We start from the raw sequence: 19,404 nt of genomic DNA, 5'->3' as shown, positions 1-19,404 counted from the left end.
CGCTGAAACCCGCAAGCGCGAGGAAGAAGAGCGGCATCGCCGCGAGGAAGAAGCCCGTCGTCACGGCGAGGCTGAAGCCCGCCGTCATCTCGGCGAGGCAGCGCCGGCTCCCCGCGATGCCGGTGCGCCGCGCCCGGCTGGCGGTTATGGCGAGCGCCGCGAGGGCGAACGCCGCGAAGGGTTCGCCGACCGTCGTGCCCCGCGTGAAGGCAGCGCCCCTTATGGCGATCGTCGTCCGCCGCGCGAAGGCGGCGCAGGCCCCGGCGGTGAACGTCGTGGTCCCCCGCGTGATGGCGCCGCTCCGTTCGGCGAACGCCGCGGCCCGCCGCGCGAAGGCGCCGGCGGCTTCGGCGAGCGTCGTGGTCCGCCCCGTGAGGGCGGCGCAGGCGGTGGCTTTGGCGAACGTCGTGGTCCCCCGCGCGAAGGCGGTTCGAGCTTTGGCGACCGTCGCCCTGGCGGCGGTGGTTTCGGTGCCAATCGCGGTGCCTCCGCCTTTGCGCCGGCCGAGCCGGCAATCACGCCGCCTGCCGGCCGCAATGTCGGCGGTCCTACCCGTGCCCGCGCCGTTGTCGACGATGACGAGGGCGGTCGTGGCGTGCGCCGCGGTCCCGGTGGTGTCGGGCGTGGCGCCGCTGCCGCTCCGCGCCGCGAAGCAACGCCTCGCGTCACCGAACAGAAGGGCCGTGGTCGCCTGACCGTGACCAGCGCGACCGGCGATGAGGACGAACGCACGCGTTCGGTTGCCTCCTTCCGCCGCCGCACCCAGCGCATGACCGGCCACCGCGTGGTCGAGACCAAAGAAAAGATCATGCGCGAGGTGGTGATCCCGGAAGCGATCACCATCCAGGAACTCGCCAACCGCATGTCGGAACGCGCCGTTGATGTCATCCGCCTTCTGATGAAGCAGGGCGAGATGAAGAAGATCAACGACGTGATCGACGGCGACACCGCGCAGTTGATTGTGGAAGAACTCGGCCACACCGCCAAGCGCGTGTCGGAAGCGGATGTCGAGGAAGGCCTGTTCGGCGAAGCGGATATCGACGATCATCTGGAGCCGCGCCCGCCGGTCGTGACGATCATGGGCCATGTCGACCACGGCAAGACTTCGCTGCTCGACGCGATCCGCAAGGCGAATGTGGTTTCCGGCGAAGCCGGCGGCATCACCCAGCATATCGGCGCCTATCAGGTGACCTCGCCGCTCGGTGGCAAGATCACCTTCATCGACACGCCCGGCCACGCCGCCTTTACGGCCATGCGCGCCCGCGGTGCGAAGGTGACGGATATCGTCGTGCTGGTTGTGGCTGCCGATGACGGTGTCATGCCGCAGACGGTGGAAGCCATCAATCACGCGGCCGCCGCCAAGGTGCCGATGATCGTGGCGATCAACAAGGTCGACAAGCCGGACGCCAAGCCCGAGCGCGTGCGCACCGAGCTGCTGCAGTACAATGTGCAGGTCGAGAGCATGGGCGGCGAAACCCTCGAAATCGAAGTTTCCGCCAAGCAGCACACCAATCTCGACAAGCTGCTGGAGGCCATCCAGCTGCAGGCCGAAATCCTCAACCTGCAGGCCAACCCGGAACGTCCGGCCGAGGGCACCGTCATCGAAGCCAAGCTCGATCGCGGCCGCGGCCCGGTCGCCACGGTTCTGGTGCAGCGCGGTACGCTCAAGGTCGGCGATATCGTCGTGGCCGGTGCCGAATGGGGCCGCGTGCGTGCGCTTATCAGCGATGTCGGCGCCAACATGCCGGAGGCCGGCCCGTCGGTTCCCGTCGAGGTGCTCGGCTTCAACGGCACGCCGGAAGCGGGTGACCGCGTCGCGGTGGTCGAGAACGAAGCCCGTGCCCGCGAGATCACCGAATATCGCGAGCGCCAGAAGCGCGAGAACGCTGCCGTGCGCCTGTCGACAGGCCGTGGTTCGCTCGCCGACATGATGGCGGCCGTCAAGGCCGGCACAGGTGCCCGCGAGCTGCCGCTGGTCGTCAAGGCCGACGTGCAGGGCTCGGTGGAAGCCATCATCGGCGCCCTCGACAAGGTGGGCAATGATGAGGTGAAGGCTCGCGTCATCCATTCGGGTGTCGGCGGCATCACCGAATCCGACATCACGCTGGCCGAAGCTTCCGGCGCCGCGGTGATCGGCTTCAACGTGCGCGCCCACAAGGAAGCGCGCGAAGCGGCCGAACGCACGGGCACCGAGATCCGCTACTACAACATCATCTACAACCTCGTGGATGACGTGAAGGGCGTGCTCTCCGGCCTGCTGGCTCCGACATTGCGCGAAGAGTTCCTCGGCAATGCCCAGATCCTCGAAGTGTTCAACATTTCGAAGGTCGGCAAGGTCGCGGGTTGCCGCGTCACCGACGGCCATGTCGAGCGTGGCGCCAATGTCCGCCTCATCCGCGACAACGTGGTCATTCACGAAGGCAAGCTCTCGACGCTCAAGCGCTTCAAGGACGAGGTCAAGGAAGTCCAGGTCGGCCAGGAATGCGGCATGGCCTTCGAGAACTACCAGGACATGCGCGCCGGCGACGTCATCGAGTGCTATCGCGTCGAGGAGATCAAGCGCACGCTCTGATCGGCCTCATGAAAGATCGGGCATGGCCGGGCTCGCCCCGGCCATGTCTTTTTGAAGAGATCGATTCCGTTCCCGGGAGGTTCAGTGCAGACCGATAGGGCCCGCTTCTCCATCCTCCCGGCCGGGACCGTCTCGTGGCATGGCGGCATGGCCCTGGCTGGCCTCATCGCCCTCCCGCTGCTACAGGCCGGCCCTGCCGCGGCGCAGGTGTGCGACAAGGTGGCGGGTGCGGGCTGGACGCCCGCCAATGGTCCCGTGGCCATGGGGCCCGCCTGGTACGCGCCTGTTGTCGCGGGGCTGCTCATCGCCTGGTTTGCGGGCAAGCCCTGGCTGACCTTCCTGGCTGGGGCCGTCGTGGCGATCATGGCCGCAATGGGCGCTCTGGCGCCTCTCCTAGACGAGCAGGTCTATAATCTTGCCATCTCCGAGGGATGCATCTCGCGCGAGAATGATATCATGGACATGGTTCTCAACGCCGGCCTGGCCTTGGGCTATGTCCTGCTCGGGTTGTGGCAGCGGCACAGATCGGCCAACGCCCTGCCCTAGAGCAAAGCGCGTTTACACGTAAACGCACATTGCTCTAACTCCTTGTTTTAACGCGTCTTTGCGATTCCTGCCGATTCCGTCAAATCGCAAAACGCTATAGTGGACAAACGGAACTTCAACGAAAGCAACAATGCCCAGACTGACACCCTCCTCCTCCAAGGCCCCATCGCAGCGGCAATTGCGTGTCGCGGAACTGATCCGCCACGCCATTGCCGAAGCCCTGCAGCGCGGCGAGATCATGGATCCGGTGCTCGAAGGCAAGGTGATAACCGTGCCGGAGGTGCGCATGTCGCCCGATCTCAAGGTCGCGACCGTCTATGTCATGCCGCTGGGCGGCAAGGACGGCGAGGCAGTGATCAAGGCGCTGGCCGTCAACGCCAAGTTTCTGCGCGGCCTGATCGCACGGCGCGTGACCATGAAGTACGCACCCAATCTGCGCTTCCTGCTCGACACGACCTTCGACTACGCCACCAAGGTCGACGGCCTCCTGCGCAAGCCGGAAGTCAGCCGCGATCTCGAGCAGAAGCTCCCCGGCTCCGAGGAGGACGAGGCATGAGCGCGCCCCGTTCGAATCGGGTCGAAGTCAATGGCTGGGTCATCCTCGACAAGCCCGTCGGCATGACGTCGACGCAGGGCGTCGCCGTGGTGAAGCGCGTGTTCAACGCCAAGAAAGCCGGCCATGCCGGCACGCTCGACCCGCTCGCCTCGGGCATCCTGCCGATCGCACTGGGTGAGGCGACCAAGACGGTTCCCTATGTGATGGACGGGCGCAAGGTCTACCGCTTCACAGTGACCTGGGGTGCGGAGACCAATACAGACGACACCGAGGGTGAGGCCATCGCGACCTCGGACCAGCGCCCGACGCTGGCCGAGATCGAGGCGCTGCTGCCGCGCTATACCGGCGTGATCAGCCAGGTGCCGCCGAAGTTCTCGGCCATCAAGATCGATGGCGAGCGCGCCTATGACCTCGCCCGCGACGGCGAGGAGGTCGAGCTCGAAGCCCGCGAAATCCACATCCACGAGCTCAGGATTGTCGAGAACAGCGCCGAGGCCACCACCTTCGAGGCCGAATGCGGCAAGGGCACCTATGTACGCGCCATCGCTCGCGATCTCGGCCGGGATCTCGGCTGCTACGGCCACGTCACCGCCCTGCGCCGGGCCGTCGTCGGCACATTCGATGAGCAGGATGCGGTGACGCCGGATGAATTGCGCGCCATGAAGGACGGAACGGACGACCTGCCGCCGGTGGAGGACGCCCTGCTGCCGGTGGAAACCGCGCTGGAAGCCCTGCCGATCCTCGCTGTTTCCCAGCATGATGCGAGCCGTCTTGCACGGGGCCAGAGCATCATCCTCCGCGGCCGCGACGCGCCGATCTTCGAAGGCGTGGCGGCGGTGATGTCCGGCGGCGTGCTGGTGGCGCTGGCCGAACTGGAGCGCGGCGAGCTCCTGCCGAAACGCATCTTCAAACTTGGCGGTGTGGACGCCTGACGTGTCGGGGTGACCGGCTTCTGGTAGCGAGCTCTGTCCTCCACCAAGGTGGTGGGTATGCCGGTTTGAAGAACGGGCATCGATGGAGGCTCCCGCCTGGGACCGCCGGCCGCCTGGCCGACGACCCTGCTGGAACCTTCTCTGACAGAGGAAAAGAAGCCATTCTTCAAGCCGCGAACCAGGCCTTTTCGGCTACGCGCAGGTCGCACATGTCAAAGCGCGGATGCGGAGCCACGCCGGCGATCTTCTTGGAGTAGCCGTCGAGATAATCGCCAACCGCGTAGCAGATCATGCCGCCGTCGTCGTGAATCATCTTCTGCGCTTCGTTGTAGATCTCATGCAGCTTGGTCTCGTTGTCCTCGGTGCGGGCCGCGATCACGAGTTTGTCGAATTCAGGGCGCTTCCAGTGGGTATCGTTCCACGCCGCGTCCGACAGATAGGTCTGCGAGAGCTGCATGTCGACGGCGGGACGGTCCTCCCAGGCCACGGCGCAGAAGGGGACCTTCAGCCAGACATTGGACCAGTAGCCATCGCCGGACACGCGGGTCACCGTCAGATCGATGCCGGCCTGCTTCATGGCTTCCTGGTAGAGCACGCCGGCATCCGTCGCCCCTGAGAAGGCGCCTTCCGATACCTTGAGCTCCAGCTTCGGGCTGCCCGCCTTCTTGTAATGGAAGGCCGCCTTCTCCGGATCGTATGGCGTCTGCGGCAGGTCCTTGTTGAAAAAGCGATTCATTGGGCTGACCGTGGTGTCGTTGCCGACGGTCGCATAGCCCATATAGACGGTGTCGACGATCTTCTTGCGGTCGATGCCGTATTTGAGTGCCCAGCGCAGGTCGATATTGTCGTAAGGCGCGGTGTCGCACAGGGCCGCGAAACAGTAGCGATTGCCGGTGCCCTTGGTCCGCACGATCTGGGCATCGGGCGAAGCGGAGATGATATCCACTGTCTTGGCGTCGATGCGGTTGATTGCATCGACCTGGCCGGCGAGCAGGGCCTGCATGCGGGCGGTGGTGTCGGGAATATATTGCAGTTCGACCCCATCGAAATTGCCGCGCCCTTCCTTCCAGTAGTTCCCGGAATTCTTGGTCACGGCGCGCACGCCGGGCTCGAAGCTCACCAGCGTGTAGGCGCCGGTACCGTCCGGCTTCAAGAAGTCCGTGAGGCCGTTGGGAACGCCGTAGATGTGAAAGTCGGAGAGATTATAAGGCAGGTTGACGTTGCCTCGAGCCAGCGTGATCTGGATCTGCGTCGGCGACAACTTCTTGATGTCCTTGACGTCGCTGAGCACGTCCTTGGCAGCGGACTTGGTGTCGCCGCGATGCAGGTTGAGCGAATAGATGATGTCGTCGGCATCCAGTGTCTTGCCGGAATGGAAGGTAATGTCCTTGCGGACATTGAAGATCCAGTCGACGGCGCCGGGCTTGGCTTCCCAGCTCTCCAGGAGCTCGCCCTTGGCCTTGCCGTCCTCACCGATCTCGACCAGGCCGTTGTAGATCTGGTAGGCGACGCTCTCGGGGATGGAGTCGGCGAAGGTACGCGGGTCGAGACTATCCGAGGCCGAGCCGCCCTCCATGCCAATCCGGAAGGTGCCACCCTTCTTGGGCGCATCGGCGGCCCGCGCCGGCCGGCCGAGGACACCGAAGGCGCCGAAGCCGAGGCCCAGCACCGCCGCACCCTTCATCAGTTCGCGACGATCCACGATAAGGTCTGAGGCATCCAGTCGAGACTTGTGTGTCATGAGAACGTTCCCCGTGGCAATTGTGAGTGCACTGGCCGATCAAGCCCAGATTTCCATGGCCGGCTCCGCGGCCAGAGCGTTTTGCGATTTGACGGACTCGGCGAGAATCGCAAAGACGCGTCGAAACAAAGAGTTAGAGCAAAGAAGCGTTTACGCTTGAACGCGCTTTGCCCTAGAGATGGCTGTAGGCGGCGACCGCGCTGGCGAAACTGAAACGCAGCGGCACGGAGCCCTCGATGGCCCAGACATCGACCGCCTCCCCGCCGATCAGCCGGCAGGCGCCATCGGTATTGGTGATTGCGCCGCCATAGAGGCGATTGGCGAGGTTGAGGATGCCGGTCTGGTGCATGGCCGGCGTGGCGCTGCCGCAGGCGTCCTTGACCAGCAGCACCCGGATCCCCAGGCGCACGGCGTCCTTGACGGTGGCGTCGATGCAGGCCTCCGTCCACACGCCGGCGATGCAGAGCCACTCGATGCCATCGACCTTCAGGCGCCCGGCAAGCGAGCCCTCGCTGAAGGCGCTGGCATCGGACTTCACCAGCACCGGCTCGCCATCCAACGGCGCGACTTCAGGGCAGATCGCCGAGAGAGGATTGGACTTGTCGCTGAAAACAGAGCGGCCGTCCGCCATCACCGGATGGAAGGGACGTGTCTGCGCCTCCTCGGTATCGACGATATAGGCGCAATGGAGCACCAGCGCCCCATTCGCCCGCGCGGCCTGCTGGAGGCGAGCCGCGTTGGCGAGGACCCTGTCATAGGCATCGACCAGGTAGCGCTGGTCCTGCCGGTGTTCTTCCTGCAGATCGATGGACAGGCTGGCGAGCTTGCCGCGCGGGATCGTCAGAAGCTTGCGCATTCAGATCTCGCCTTCCAGGAATTCGTCCTCATAGGGGAAACGAGAGAACAGCTCGGTGCCCGTCTCGGTGATGAGGATCTCGTCCTCCAGCTTCACGCCCTCCCGGCCGCCCTTCTCGCCGATATAGCTCTCGACGCTGACCACCATGCCCGGCACGAGATGGCCGTCCCGGCCATAGGTCTCGTAGTCGATGGCGTGGGCGATGAAGGGCGTTTCGCCATGCATGCCGACGCCATGCATCACCGAGGTGTAGCGCTGGTCGACGAAACGGGAGGGGATCTTCCAGGCCTTCTCGGCGATCTCGCGGAACGCCATGCCGGGTTTGACGATGCCGATATTGTGCTGCACCTGGTCATGCGCCATGCGGTACAGCATCTTCTGATAGGCGGTCGGCTTGCCCGGCCCGCAGCGGAATGTGCGCGAAAAATCGGAGTAGTAGCCATAGCAGCCGATCGTGTCGGTATCGAGAGCCACCAGTTCGCCAGGCCTGATCTTGCGGCCGCTCGCCTCGTTGAACCAGGGATTGGTGCGCTGGCCGGAGGTGAGCAGCCTGGTTTCGATGAACTCGCCGCCCTGGCGGATCACCTCATGATACATGATGGCAAAGAGTTCGTTCTCGGAGACGCCCGGCTTGATGGCTTCGCGCACGGCTGAAACCGCCGCCTCCGCCCCGGCCATGCTCGCCAGCAGGCACTTTACTTCCTCTTGTGTCTTGATGGCGCGCACGGCCAGGATCTCGCCCTGGCAATCCCTAACCTCGCAGCCGCGCTTTTCGAGCGCGACTGCCTGGAGATGGGTGCAGCGGTCCATGCCGATCTTCATCGAGCCGCCGCCGTGAGTCTTCAAGAGATCGACGATCTCGTCGGCGAAGGGCCCGACAGTCTCGTCGTCGCGGCCCGATACCGAGGACCAGACCAGCTTGGACGGGCGGGCCTCGTCCACGGTGTCCAGCACCATGGAGACATGATAGCTCTGCGGATATTCGAACAGGATGATCGGCCCTTCGGTGGGCACGAAGAAGTAGCGCGTGGAATTGCGCAGGAAATAGCCGAACATATTGCGCGAGCCGGTGGCGTAGCGCTGGTTGAAGGGGTCGAACAGCACCACGGCGCCGTAGCCGGCCTCGGCCATCCAGGCCCTCAGCTTGGCGAGGCGTCCCTTGCGCAGGGCGTCGGCGTCGATGAAGGAGGGCTCGGTGTCGGAGAGCCACATGCCGCCGGCCGGATCCTGCATCGAGGGATGCCGCATCCTGTCGGCAAAATCGACGTCCTCGACGGTGTGCGGGTCGAAAACCACAATGCTCATGGCGACATCCTCTGCGTAACGAAGGATGCCTCAACCAACAGGGCCATAATGTGCGAAATTCCGCAGTCAGTGCGCAAAATTCCGCCAGCTATGCCTTGCTCTAAGCTGCTCGCACCGCGCGCGGGGTGTAGCCATATTGTTCTCGGAAGGCCCGCGAGAAGCTCGACACGCTCCAGAAGCCGCAGGAGAGCGCCACCTCGCGGACCGGCAAGGTGGAGTGCGCCAGGAGGTCATGCGCCCGTCGCAGCCGGGTGGTGCGGTAATAGGTTCCCGGCGAGACGCCCACCTCGCCGCGGAAGGAGCGCTCCAGCTTGTCGGGCGAGACGCTGAGCCGCCGGGCGAGGCCGGCGATGCTGAGGCGATCCTCCACCTCGTCCTCCATGATGGCGATGGCGGAAAGGACGAGCTCGTCATGGACGCCGGTGCGCAGGCGCAGCGGCATCAGCTTGCGATCGACGCTGGATCGCAGCGGGCTGTGCACGAACCATTCGGCGACACCGGCGGAGAGTTCGGCGCCATAATCGCGGCCGATGAGGTCGAGCATCATGTCGAGCGCCCCGACGCCGCCCGCCGAGGTGAAGCGCTTGCGGTCGATGACATAGAGGTCGCGGCGGAGATCGAGGTCCGGAAACGCTTCCTGGAAGGCGGGCTGGCTGATCCAGTGCAGCGTGCAGGCATGGCCGTCGAGCAGACCGGCGCGGGCGAGGAAGAAGGCGGCGTCCGAGACCGAACCCAGTTGCGCATCCGCCCTGAGATTGCGCCGGATCCAGGCCAGCGCCTCCTCGGCGATGAGATGGTCGGCATCGCCCCCCGAACTCAGCACCACCCGGTCGGCCAGTGGCGCTGTACGCACGCTGTAATCGGGTTCGATATGGATGCCGTTGGAGGCTCTCACGCTCTCCCCGGTGAGGCCGACGGTGATCCAGGAATAGCAGGTTCTGCCGGCTAGAGTGTTGGCGGCACGCAAGGGCTCGATGATCGAGCTGAAAGCCATCATCGGAAAACCCGGAAAAATCAGGATCGCGAATTTGATGACCTCGCGCGGCTGCTGTGCCGGCGGGAGTGAGATCTTGATCTTTGCGTAGGTCCGGATCACCTGATAACAACCGCAAGGGTGCCGCTTCGACCGCTTGATCTTTCATCGGCGGTGCTGGCGGGTCAACCTTTCTCCCACTTTCGACGCCTCTGACCAGGCAGGATTGCTCCATGGATTCGAGCCGGGACACTGAGATTTCCTGGGCGACGTCGCCGCCGGCCCTGCTGCGCGAGCATCATCTCGCCGATGCCACCCGCCAGGAGGGCCCGCCGCCCGACGATGTCGGGGAGAGCGAGCTTGGCGAGGAAGGCGCCTTCCGTGGCGGCCTCCTCTTCACGCCGCCCCAGCCGAAGCCCGACGTCGCGATCGTCTATTTCCATGGCGGCGGCTTCCTGGCCGGCAGCCCGCGCACGCACCGCAGCGTTGCCGCCTGGCTCGCCCATTTCGCCGGCATGCCGGTGCTGTCGGCCCGCTACCGGCTGACGCCGGAGCACCCATTTCCGGCCCAGCGCGACGATGCGGTTGCGGCCTGTGCGAGGGCATCCTCGCTTTTCTCGCACGGCGGTGATTTCCGGTTCTTCCTGTCCGGCGACAGCGCCGGCGCCTGCGTGTCGCTCTGGGGCCTGCTCGGGCTGCCAGCGGAGCTCCGCGCCGGAGTGGCGGGCCTCGCCCTCTTCTATGGCGGCTTCGGCCTCACCGAGAGCGCCAGCATCGCCCGCGCCGGGACGCCGGACAATGGCCTCGACGCCGAGGCACTGCGCTCCATGTATGGGCGCCTGCTCGACGGCAGGAACCACCTTCGGATCGATGAGATCTCGCCGCTCGGCAAAGCGGCGGCCATCCGCGAACCGACCTATATCCTTGCCGCGGCCGAGGATGCCGTATTGGATGATTCCCTCGCCTTGCACCGGAAGCTGGAGCAGAACGGCTCGCCCACGCATTTCATTTCGGTGCCGGGCATGGATCACGGCTTCCTCAAGCAGGCCGGCAAGCTCGCCGAGGCGACGGACAGTATCAGGGATGCCGCGTCCTGGATGAAGGAGCAACTGGCTACCGCGCCACGGCCATAGCCCCCAGGGCCAGACCAACCACCGCGGCGATGGCGCGCACAACGTTTTTGCGATTCTTGCCGATTCCGTCAGATCCGATGCTGCAGGCGGGCGAGACGCCTCAATGCGGCTTTGCCTTGGACACCCGGGCCGCCTTGCGCTTGACCGGGGCCATGACGGCCGGCGGAGATGCCGCCTCATCTGTCTCGGGAACCTCGAAGAAACGCGACGTCAGCGCGGATTTGGCTTCCTCGCCGGCGATGAACTTCTTCGCCATGTCCCAGTGCCGCTGATCGCTTCCCTCCGGACATCCCTCACGAAGCCAGATTTCGTAGGCCTTCATGCGAATGCGCTGCTCGGTCGTATGAGTCATCGTCGAACTCCCCTGCTCGGTTGAACGCTGCAAGCTATTGTGCCTCGCCTGTCATGGCATCCAGATGAAGCTCCACCTTCGCCTTGTCCGAGGTGTAATAGATCACGTCGTAGTAACCGCTCGCGGACCAATCGATCTGCGAAATATACAGGAATTTGTCGCGAGTTTCGACCTTGGCGATCAGTTCCGAGAGCTTCTTGCCCTTGGGCGGCGGCGGCTCCGTGGTACCTTGCGCGAAGGCGGGGCCGGCGAGAAGCGTGGCGGCGAGCAGGGCAATGGCAATTTTTTTCATGGATCCGCACCATCGGATGTCGTCTCGGAAGACAACGGCAATGGGTACGGGCTGGTTCCATAAGCATGAAGCAAGCGGGCGCAATGCGAGCCTCCCTGTGAACCCGCCCCTCCAGCCCGAGGCGCCCCTCCCAGAGCAAAGCGCCTCTCTGCCTTTCGCCCAGGCCCTCAGACCTCCCTGCCCTTGGCCAGGAAGCGCTCCGCCGTCAGCACGATCTTGTGGTCCTGACCGCCCACCAGCTTCTCGTCCTTGTCGGGATAGGGCAGCCCCGCCAGGACGCTGCGGATGGTGGCCAGGCGCGTGCGGTGTTTGTCGTTGGCCTTGACGATGGTCCAGGGCGTGTCGACCGTATCGGTTGCCGCCAGCATGCGGTCATAGGCGCTGGAATAGGCTTCCCATTTGTTCACAGCCTGGTGATCGATCGGCGAGAGCTTCCACTGCTTGAGCGGATCGGCATGGCGGGCATGCAGACGCTTGAGCTGCATGGCCTGGCCGATGGTAAGGAAGAGCTTGAACAGGCGGATGCCGTCGCGCACCAGCATGGCCTCGAATTGCGGCGCCTCGTGCAAGAACTGATCGGTCTGCTCAGGCGTGCAGAAACCCATCACCGGCTCGACGCCGCCGCGGTTGTACCAGGAACGGTCGAAGATGGTGATCTCGCCCCTGGTCGGTAACTGGCTGGCATATCGCTGGAAATACCACTGCCCCTGCTCGGTCGGCGTCGGCTTCTGCAGGGCTACGATGCGGACATCGCGCGGGCTCAGATGCTGGGTGAAGCGGTGGATGGCGCCGCCCTTGCCGGCGGTGTCGCGCCCTTCGAAGATCACCGCCACGCGCTCGCCCTGCGCCTGCACCCAGTTCAACGCCTTCAGCAATTCGATCTGCAGCGCGAGCAGGTCCCGCTGGTAGATCTTGGATTTGAGCTTCTCCTTGTGCGGGTAGTCGCCGGAGCCGAAGGCCGCTTCGTCGATCACCTGCGGCAGTTGCTCGGCATCGAGCTGGAAGGTGGCGATCACCTGCTTCAGCCCGTCTTCCTCTTTCTTCCCAGCCGCTTTCTTTGTCACCCAAGCCTCCCCAAATTGCCGCTTTGTCGTGAAACTGTCACGGGCTCACATACATTGCCAAGGTGAACGAATTCCACAACGACTCAGATGGAAAGCCGTAATGTCGATAGTGATGGGGCGTTCCCGGCTCTTGACGAAATTGACTTCGGGCGGTGTAGCTGAACCTGTGGGTTCGAACCAAACCATCATGCACCGCATCTGGGGTCGCCGCTGGCTCGTGGCCGCCATTGCGCTTGTTCTGGCCGTGCTGGCGCTCTGGGACGGAATCTCCGCCTGGCATGGCGTGGCTGCGCTCGCCATGATCATCGCCGCCGCCGGTCTGGTTCCCCCCACCATTGCCCAGGACGGCAATTCCATGCCTGTTCATCCCGACAATGGCGGCAAGCCTTCCTTCGAAGACCTGGTCGCCGCCATTCCCGATCCGGTGATCGTGCTCGACGCCAACCTCGCCGTGCGCTTCTTCAACCGCAAGGCGCGCGACATCATCCCGAACTTGCGCATCTCTGAAGCGCTGACCTATGCCCTGCGCGTGCCCGAACTGATCGATGCCATCCGTGCTGCGCTGGACGCCGGCGGTTCGCGCCAGATCGAGTATTCCGAGCGCGTGCCTGTCGATCGCATGGTCGAAGCGCAGATCTCCACCATCACGGGCCCGTCCGGGCGCACCGACTTCGTGGTGATCGTGCTGCGTGACGTCACCCAGCGCCAGCGCGTGGAGCAGATGCGCGTCGATTTCGTCGCCAATGCCAGCCACGAACTGCGCACCCCACTCGCCTCCCTCCTCGGCTTCGTCGAGACACTGCAAGGCCCCGCCCGCAACGATCCGGTGGCGCGCGAGAAGTTCCTCGACATCATGCGCGCCCAGGCCAACCGCATGTCGCGCCTGATCGACGACCTGCTCTCCCTCTCGCGCATCGAGCTCAACGCCCATGTCCAGCCGGACAAGCCCGTCGACCTCAACATGGTGGTCGGCCATGTCGCCGATACGCTCGGCCCCCTCGCGCATGACCGCGGCGTGGTGCTCAGCGTCGACAAGCGCATACCCTCGCTGGAAGTGCGCGGCGAGCGGGACGAACTCATCCGGGTGTTCGAGAATCTCGTCGAGAACGCCATCAAATATGGCGCCTCGGGCGGGCGGGTCGAGGTCATCCTCGATTCGATCCCCAAGCCGCAGGGCAAGGGTCTCGACGCCGTCGTCACCGTACGAGACTTCGGCCCCGGCATCGAGGCTGAGCATGTGCCGCGCCTCACCGAGCGCTTCTACCGGGTCGATGCCGCCAAATCGCGCGAGAAGGGCGGCACGGGCCTGGGCCTTGCCATCGTCAAGCATATCGTCGCCCGCCATCGCGGCCGGCTCGGCATCGAAAGCGTGCCGGGAGAGGGCACGGTTTTTTCCGTCAAGATCGATCAGATCCTCTGAATCAACAACCTGTGCGTGCATTAAATGAAGTCGACGGACTTTAACAATTGCCGGCGGGCATGCTCGGCGACTATATGACATTTTATATAATTATATGATTTTGCTTGGATATATTTGTCATAAAACAATAGCCAAATTGTCATAGAACCGTTGCGGCGCACTTCTAGGACTCGCGCCGTTGGGCAGGGCTATCGATCGGGAAGCGGTTGGGGCGCCTGTTCCGAAAACAACGGAGATATCCCGTGAGGCTTTCCTTCCTTGCGCTCGCCGCTTCAGTAGCCCTGTCGAGCACGATCGCGGCCACCGCTGCCTATGCAGGCGACATCACCGGCGCCGGCGGCACCTTCCCCGCCCCCGTCTACAATGCCTGGGCTTCCGAGTATAAGACCAAGACCGGCAATGCTGTGAACTACCAGGCGATCGGTTCGGGCGGTGGCCAGACCCAGATCACCAACCGCACCGTCGACTTCGGCGCTTCCGATGCCCCGATGGCTGCCGACAAGCTCGTCGCCGCCAAGCTGCTGCAGTTTCCGACCGTCGTCGGCGCCATCGTGCCGATCGTCAACATCGATGGCATCGCTTCCGACCAGCTCGCTCTCAACGCCGACGTGATTGCCCAGATCTATCTCGGCAAGGTCACCAAGTGGAACGACCCGGCCATCGCCGCCCTCAACAAGGGCGTGACGCTTCCCGACCTCGACATCGCTCCGGTCTATCGTTCGGACGGTTCGGGCACCACCTTCGTGTTCACCTCCTTCCTCGCCGGCGTGAGCCAGGACTGGAAAGACAATGTCGGAGCCGCCACCTCGGTGCAGTGGTCGGCCGGCTCGGGCGCCAAGGGCAATGACGGCGTCGCCGCTTCGGTCAAGAACACGAAGGGCGCCATCGGCTATGTCGAATACGCCTATGCCGCCAACAACGGCCTGACCATCGTCGACCTGCAGAACAAGTCTGGCCAGGCTGTGAAGCCGAGCCTCGATAGCTTCACAGCCGCCGCCGCCAAGGCCAACTGGAAGGGCGCCAAGGATTATGCCGTCTCGATGGTCAACGTCGACGACGACAAGGCCTGGCCGATCGTCTCCACCACCTTCATCCTGCTCCCGAAGGATCCCAAGGACGCCACCAAGTCGGCTGACGTCATGAAGTTCTTCGACTGGGCCTACAAGGACGGCGCCGCGTCGGCCGAGAAGCTGCACTACATCGTGCTGCCGAAGGACGTCGTGGACAACATCCGTGCTTCCTGGTCCTCCGAGATCAAGAGCGCCGACGGTAAGGCCATCTACAGCAACTAAGTTGTGTCGAGTACTCCGGCGCGGCCCTTTTTGCCGCGCCGGAGTTTTCGTTACCGGATCGGATGTTTTCAGTAGCGGTAATTTTGTACTGTTGCCTTGCACAGATATGTTTGTCTTTTGCAATATTAGGCAGTTTCGGTTTTTCCTGAGAAGCGATAGCGTTCCCGCCATCAGGAAAAATCAAAACTGCTCTGACGAGGAGTAATCATGAGCGCCATCGTCGATTCGTCACGGGACACCGCATCGGTCGCCGATGCCGCCCGGGGCTCCCCCTCTCCGCAGGCCAAGCGCGTTCCCGGCGCTGCCTTCGACCCGATCTTCAAGGCCTTGCTCTATATCTGCTCCGGCCTGATCCTGGTGCTGCTGCTCTCCATCGTCATCCTGCTGTTCTGGGGCGGCTGGCCGGCCCTCTCCCACTTCGGACCGAGCTTCTACTGGTCGACGGTGTGGAACCCGGTGACCGAGAAGTTCGGCGCGGGCGTGATGATCTATGGCACGCTGTTCACCGGCTTCCTGTCGCTGCTGATCGCGCTGCCGATGTCCTTCGGCATCGCCTTCTTCCTCACCGAGATCGCGCCGCTGTCGATCCGCAAGCCCGTCGGCATGGCGATCCAGCTCCTGGCCGCCGTGCCCTCGATCATCTTCGGCATGTGGGGCGTGGCCGCGATCATCCCGCTGATGGCTAATTACATCCAGCCCTTCCTGAAGCTGGTGTTCGGTCATGTCCCGGTGGTGAGCTATCTCTTCGCCGGCGCGACCAGCGGCTTCGGCATGCTGACCGCCGCGGTGATCCTGGCCTTCATGGTCATTCCCTTCATCACCGCGATGTTCGTCGAGATCCTCGAAGCCGTGCCACCCATGCTGAAGGAATCGGCCTATGGCGTCGGCTGCACCACCTTCGAGGTCTTCCGCAACGTCTCGGTGCCGTATGGCCGCACCGCCTTGGTGGGCGCTACCATGCTCGGCTTCGGCCGCGCGCTCGGCGAGACCATGGCCGTGACCTATGTGATCGGCAACGCCAACCGCATCTCGGCCTCGCTGTTCTCCTCGGGCGCCACCATCGCCTCCACCATCGCCAACGAATTCCCCGACGCCCCGGCGGGTTCCCTTCGCAACCAGTCGCTGATGGAACTCGGCTTCGTGCTCTTCGTCATCTCGTTCATCGTGCTTGCGATCTCCCGCATGCTCATCAAGTCCGGCGTCAAGTAAGGGGACTTATCATGGATCGCCTCGCTCGCCGCCGCTCTATCGACTACCTTATGAAGGGCATTTCCACGGGCTTTGCGGTGATCTCGCTGCTGGCCCTGGCCTGGATCCTCCTCACCCTGCTCGGGCTCGGCCTGCCAGCCCTGACGAGCAGCATCTTCACCAAGGTCATGGCCGATGGCGGCCTGCTCAACGCCATCGTCGGCAGCCTGATCATGGTGGCGCTCGCCCTCCTGATCGGCGCGCCGCTCGGCATCATGGCCGGCACCTTCCTCGCCGAAGCCGGCCGTGGCAGCAAGTTCGCCGAGGCCGTGCGCTTCATCAACGACATCCTCCTATCGGCGCCATCCATCCTGCTCGGCGTGTTCGTCTACCTGATGATCGTGGTGCCGATGGGCGGCTCCTCCGGCTGGGCCGGCATCATCGCGCTGGCCATCATCATCATGCCGGTGGTGGTGCGCACCACCGAGGACATGCTGACCCTGGTGCCGATCAGCCTGCGCGAAGCCGCCTTCGCCCTCGGCGCGCCGATGTGGAAGGTGATCATGGCGGTCACCTGGCGCTCGGCTCGCACCGGCATCATCACCGGCATCCTGCTGGCGCTGGCCCGCGCCGCCGGCGAGACCGCGCCCCTGCTCTTCACCGCCTTCGGCAACTCGAACTGGACGCTGGATCTCGGCAGCGCCTTCCCCAGCCTGCCGCTGGCGATCAACCTCTTCGCCCAGAGCCCCGATCCCAACCAGGTCTCGATCGCCTGGGCTGGCGCCCTCTTGATCACCTTCGGCGTGCTGGCTCTGAACATCATCACCCGCGTCGCGCTTGCTCCCAGGAAATGAGTGCTCCCATGTCCACTCCCAACGCCTCGATCGCGGTTGCTGACCGCCCGGTTGCCGATCCCAACGCTGCCGTCAAGCTGAAGGTCGAGAACCTCGACTTCTACTATGGCGAGAAGCATGCGCTGAAGAAGATCAACATGAGCGTGGCCGAGCGTCAGGTCACCGCGATGATCGGCCCCTCGGGCTGCGGCAAGTCCACTTTGCTGCGTGTGCTCAACCGCATGTACGATCTCTATCCCGGCCAGCGCGCCGAGGGGAAAGTGATTCTCGACGGCCAGAACGTCATCGGCAAGGAGATCGATCCGGCGGTGCTGCGCTCCCGCGTCGGCATGGTGTTCCAGAAGCCGACGCCCTTCCCGATGTCGATCTATGATAATATCTCCTTTGGCGTCCGGCTGCATGAGAGCATCTCCAAGGCCGAGATGGACCAGCGCGTCGAGTGGTGCCTCACCAAGGCGGCCCTGTGGAACGAAGTGAAGGACCGCCTCAACGCCTCGGCGCTCGGCATGTCCGGTGGCCAGCAGCAGCGCCTGTGCATCGCCCGCACCATCGCGGTTAAGCCGGAAGTGGTGCTGCTCGACGAGCCGACCTCGGCGCTCGACCCGATCTCGACCGCCAAGATCGAAGAGCTGATCGACGAATTGAAGCGCGACTTCACCATCGTGATCGTGACGCACAACATGCAGCAGGCGGCGCGCAGCGCCGACACCACGGCTTTCTTCTATCTCGGCGACCTCATCGAGATCGGAGCGACGAACAAGATCTTCACCAACCCGAATGACAACCGCACGCAGGATTACATCACCGGCCGTTTCGGCTGATCCGCGGGCGGGCATTCAAGCCGGCACATAGACGGCGGCGACAAGGAATTTGGAGAACGGCATGTCCGATCACATCGTTACGTCCTTCGATCAGGAATTGCGCGAGTTGCGCAACATGATCGCAGAAATGGGTGGCCTTGCCGAAAAAAGCGTGGCTGACAGCGTCGAAGCCCTGCTCAAGCGCGATAGCCAGCGCGCCAAGGCGGTCATCGATCTCGACGCCTCGATCGACAAGCTGCAGCGCCAGGTCGAGGAACGCGCCATCCTGATCATCGCCAAGCGCCAGCCGCTGGCGCTGGACCTGCGCGAGATCGTCTCGGCCCTGCGTGTCGCCAACGACCTCGAGCGCATCGGCGATCTCGGCAAGAACGTCGCCAAGCGCGTCGTGGCGATCCAGGGGCATATGCAGCCGAACCAGCTTTTCGGCGGTTTCGACCATATGTCCGACCTGGTGCTCGAGCAGCTCAAGCAGGTTCTGGACGCCTTCGCCCAGCGCAATGTCGAGGAAGCGCTCTCGGTCTGGCGTTCGGATGGCGAGATCGATGCCATGTACACCTCGCTCTTCCGCGAACTCCTGACCTATATGATGGAAGATCCGCGCAATATCGGCTTCTGCACCCATCTCTTGTTCTGCGCCAAGAACATCGAGCGGATTGGCGACCACGCCACCAACATCGCCGAGACCGTGCATTACCTGGTGACCGGCGACTCCCCCGCCGGCGAACGCCCGAAGGCGGACACCAGCACGTCTCTCGTCGACCTTCCTGTGCCGGCTAAGTAACAAGGGGACCGGCTATGCCTCCCAAAGTTCTGATTGTCGAGGACGAAGAAGCCCTCACGCTCTTGCTGCGCTACAATCTCGAGGCCGAAGGCTATGAGGTGGACAGCGTGGCACGGGGCGATGATGCCGAGATCCGCTTGCGCGAAAGCGTCCCCGATCTCGTGCTGCTGGACTGGATGCTGCCCGGCCTGTCGGGCATCGAATTGTGCCGCCGCATCCGCATGCGTCCGGAGACCGAGCGCCTGCCGGTGATCATGCTCACCGCCCGCGGCGAGGAAACCGAGCGCGTGCGCGGCCTTGCCACCGGCGCTGACGACTATGTGGTCAAGCCCTTCTCCGTGCCGGAACTTTCGGCCCGCGTGCGGGCCCTCCTGCGCCGCGCCAAGCCCGATCATGTCGCCTCCCTGCTCAAGGCGGGCGACATCTCGCTCGACCGCGAGACCAAGCGCGTCCATCGCGGCAATCGCGAGATTCGCCTGGGGCCGACGGAATTCCGCCTCCTGGAATTCCTGATGCAGGCACCAGGCCGTGTCTTCGCCCGCGAGCAGTTGCTCGACAGCGTCTGGGGCCGCGACGTCTATATCGACGAGCGCACCGTCGACGTGCATGTCGGCCGCCTGCGCAAGGCCATGAATCGCACCCGCGAGATCGATCCGATCCGCACGGTACGCGGCGCCGGCTATTCCTTCGACGAGACCTTCTCGAAGCAGGGCTGAAGTCCCTGGA

At 64.1% G+C, this 19,404-nt stretch carries 18 protein-coding genes and 1 pseudogene; 12 read left to right on the top strand and 7 right to left on the bottom strand.

What is annotated here, in order from left to right:
• From infB to truB, 4 genes and pseudogenes are all read left to right on the top strand, one after another.
• On the top strand, positions 1–2,572 hold a 2,572-nt coding region (infB, locus tag QQL24_RS26620), incomplete at its 5' end, for a translation initiation factor IF-2 (RefSeq protein ID WP_284315327.1).
• Positions 2,573–2,656: 84 nt separating this feature from the next.
• Entirely contained in the window at positions 2,657–3,118 is a 462-nt protein-coding gene (locus QQL24_RS26615) for a hypothetical protein (RefSeq protein WP_284315326.1), read from the top strand.
• A 130-nt stretch (positions 3,119–3,248) separates the two neighbouring features.
• Positions 3,249–3,674 carry a 30S ribosome-binding factor RbfA gene (gene rbfA, locus QQL24_RS26610; protein ID WP_284315325.1) on the top strand — a complete coding sequence of 142 codons (426 nt, stop codon included), beginning with the start codon at positions 3,249–3,251 and terminating at the stop codon, positions 3,672–3,674.
• A pseudogene (gene truB, locus QQL24_RS26605) lies at positions 3,608–4,606 on the top strand (tRNA pseudouridine(55) synthase TruB); the annotation flags it as partial. The gene rbfA and the pseudogene truB, both read left to right, overlap by 67 nt.
• A 166-nt stretch (positions 4,607–4,772) precedes the next feature.
• Here truB and QQL24_RS26600 read toward each other — a convergent pair.
• The 4 genes from QQL24_RS26600 to QQL24_RS26585 form a co-directional block, all read right to left on the bottom strand.
• Positions 4,773–6,347, bottom strand: coding sequence for an ABC transporter substrate-binding protein (locus tag QQL24_RS26600; RefSeq protein ID WP_284315323.1), 1,575 nt, complete (start codon positions 6,345–6,347; stop codon positions 4,773–4,775).
• A gap of 172 nt (positions 6,348–6,519) precedes the next feature.
• Positions 6,520–7,203, bottom strand: coding sequence for an isochorismatase family protein (locus QQL24_RS26595; protein WP_284315322.1), 684 nt, complete (start codon positions 7,201–7,203; stop codon positions 6,520–6,522).
• Positions 7,204–8,508, bottom strand: coding sequence for a M24 family metallopeptidase (locus tag QQL24_RS26590; RefSeq protein WP_284315321.1), 1,305 nt, complete (start codon positions 8,506–8,508; stop codon positions 7,204–7,206).
• Positions 8,509–8,608: 100 nt separating this feature from the next.
• Entirely contained in the window at positions 8,609–9,577 is a 969-nt protein-coding gene (locus QQL24_RS26585) for a GlxA family transcriptional regulator (protein ID WP_284315330.1), read from the bottom strand.
• 137 nt (positions 9,578–9,714) lie between these two features.
• Between QQL24_RS26585 and QQL24_RS26580 the strand changes: the two genes are divergently transcribed.
• On the top strand, positions 9,715–10,614 hold the full coding sequence (locus tag QQL24_RS26580) for an alpha/beta hydrolase (RefSeq protein ID WP_284315320.1): 900 nt from the start codon (positions 9,715–9,717) through the stop codon (positions 10,612–10,614).
• Positions 10,615–10,714: 100 nt separating this feature from the next.
• On the opposite strand, the gene QQL24_RS26575 is transcribed toward QQL24_RS26580, so the two are convergent.
• From QQL24_RS26575 to ppk2, 3 genes are all read right to left on the bottom strand, one after another.
• Complete coding sequence (locus QQL24_RS26575; RefSeq protein ID WP_284315319.1) at positions 10,715–10,966, bottom strand: DUF2934 domain-containing protein; 252 nt, start codon at positions 10,964–10,966, stop codon at positions 10,715–10,717.
• A 34-nt stretch (positions 10,967–11,000) separates the two neighbouring features.
• A complete protein-coding gene (locus tag QQL24_RS26570; protein ID WP_284315318.1) occupies positions 11,001–11,258 on the bottom strand; it encodes a PepSY domain-containing protein in 258 nt (85 codons plus the stop codon).
• Positions 11,259–11,425: 167 nt separating this feature from the next.
• A complete protein-coding gene (ppk2, locus tag QQL24_RS26565) occupies positions 11,426–12,322 on the bottom strand; it encodes a polyphosphate kinase 2 (protein WP_284315317.1) in 897 nt (298 codons plus the stop codon).
• Between the two features lie 187 nt (positions 12,323–12,509).
• Here ppk2 and QQL24_RS26560 point away from each other — a divergent pair, with 187 nt between their 5' ends.
• The 7 genes from QQL24_RS26560 to phoB all read left to right on the top strand — a co-directional run bounded on the left by QQL24_RS26560 (position 12,510) and on the right by phoB (position 19,394).
• Entirely contained in the window at positions 12,510–13,742 is a 1,233-nt protein-coding gene (locus QQL24_RS26560; RefSeq protein ID WP_284315316.1) for an ATP-binding protein, read from the top strand.
• A gap of 242 nt (positions 13,743–13,984) precedes the next feature.
• The gene (gene pstS, locus QQL24_RS26555; RefSeq protein WP_284315315.1) at positions 13,985–15,034 is read left to right on the top strand and encodes a phosphate ABC transporter substrate-binding protein PstS; all 1,050 of its coding nucleotides are present in this window, start codon (positions 13,985–13,987) and stop codon (positions 15,032–15,034) included.
• Positions 15,035–15,241: 207 nt separating this feature from the next.
• Entirely contained in the window at positions 15,242–16,243 is a 1,002-nt protein-coding gene (pstC, locus tag QQL24_RS26550) for a phosphate ABC transporter permease subunit PstC (protein WP_284315314.1), read from the top strand.
• Between the two features lie 11 nt (positions 16,244–16,254).
• Positions 16,255–17,076 (top strand): phosphate ABC transporter permease PstA, encoded by an 822-nt coding sequence (gene pstA / locus QQL24_RS26545; protein ID WP_284315313.1) that lies wholly within the window; start codon positions 16,255–16,257, stop codon positions 17,074–17,076.
• An 8-nt stretch (positions 17,077–17,084) separates the two neighbouring features.
• Positions 17,085–17,897 carry a phosphate ABC transporter ATP-binding protein PstB gene (gene pstB / locus QQL24_RS26540; protein ID WP_284315312.1) on the top strand — a complete coding sequence of 271 codons (813 nt, stop codon included), beginning with the start codon at positions 17,085–17,087 and terminating at the stop codon, positions 17,895–17,897.
• A 61-nt stretch (positions 17,898–17,958) separates the two neighbouring features.
• Positions 17,959–18,678 carry a phosphate signaling complex protein PhoU gene (gene phoU, locus QQL24_RS26535; RefSeq protein ID WP_284315311.1) on the top strand — a complete coding sequence of 240 codons (720 nt, stop codon included), beginning with the start codon at positions 17,959–17,961 and terminating at the stop codon, positions 18,676–18,678.
• 14 nt (positions 18,679–18,692) lie between these two features.
• Positions 18,693–19,394 (top strand): phosphate regulon transcriptional regulator PhoB, encoded by a 702-nt coding sequence (gene phoB, locus QQL24_RS26530; protein ID WP_284315310.1) that lies wholly within the window; start codon positions 18,693–18,695, stop codon positions 19,392–19,394.
• Positions 19,395–19,404: the final 10 nt, after the last annotated feature.

The sequence above is a fragment of the Labrys miyagiensis genome, from assembly GCF_030160835.1.
GTDB lineage: Bacteria > Pseudomonadota > Alphaproteobacteria > Rhizobiales > Labraceae > Labrys > Labrys miyagiensis.
Note: the sequence above shows the minus strand (reverse complement) of the source record. Positions and strands in the feature narration are given on the sequence as shown.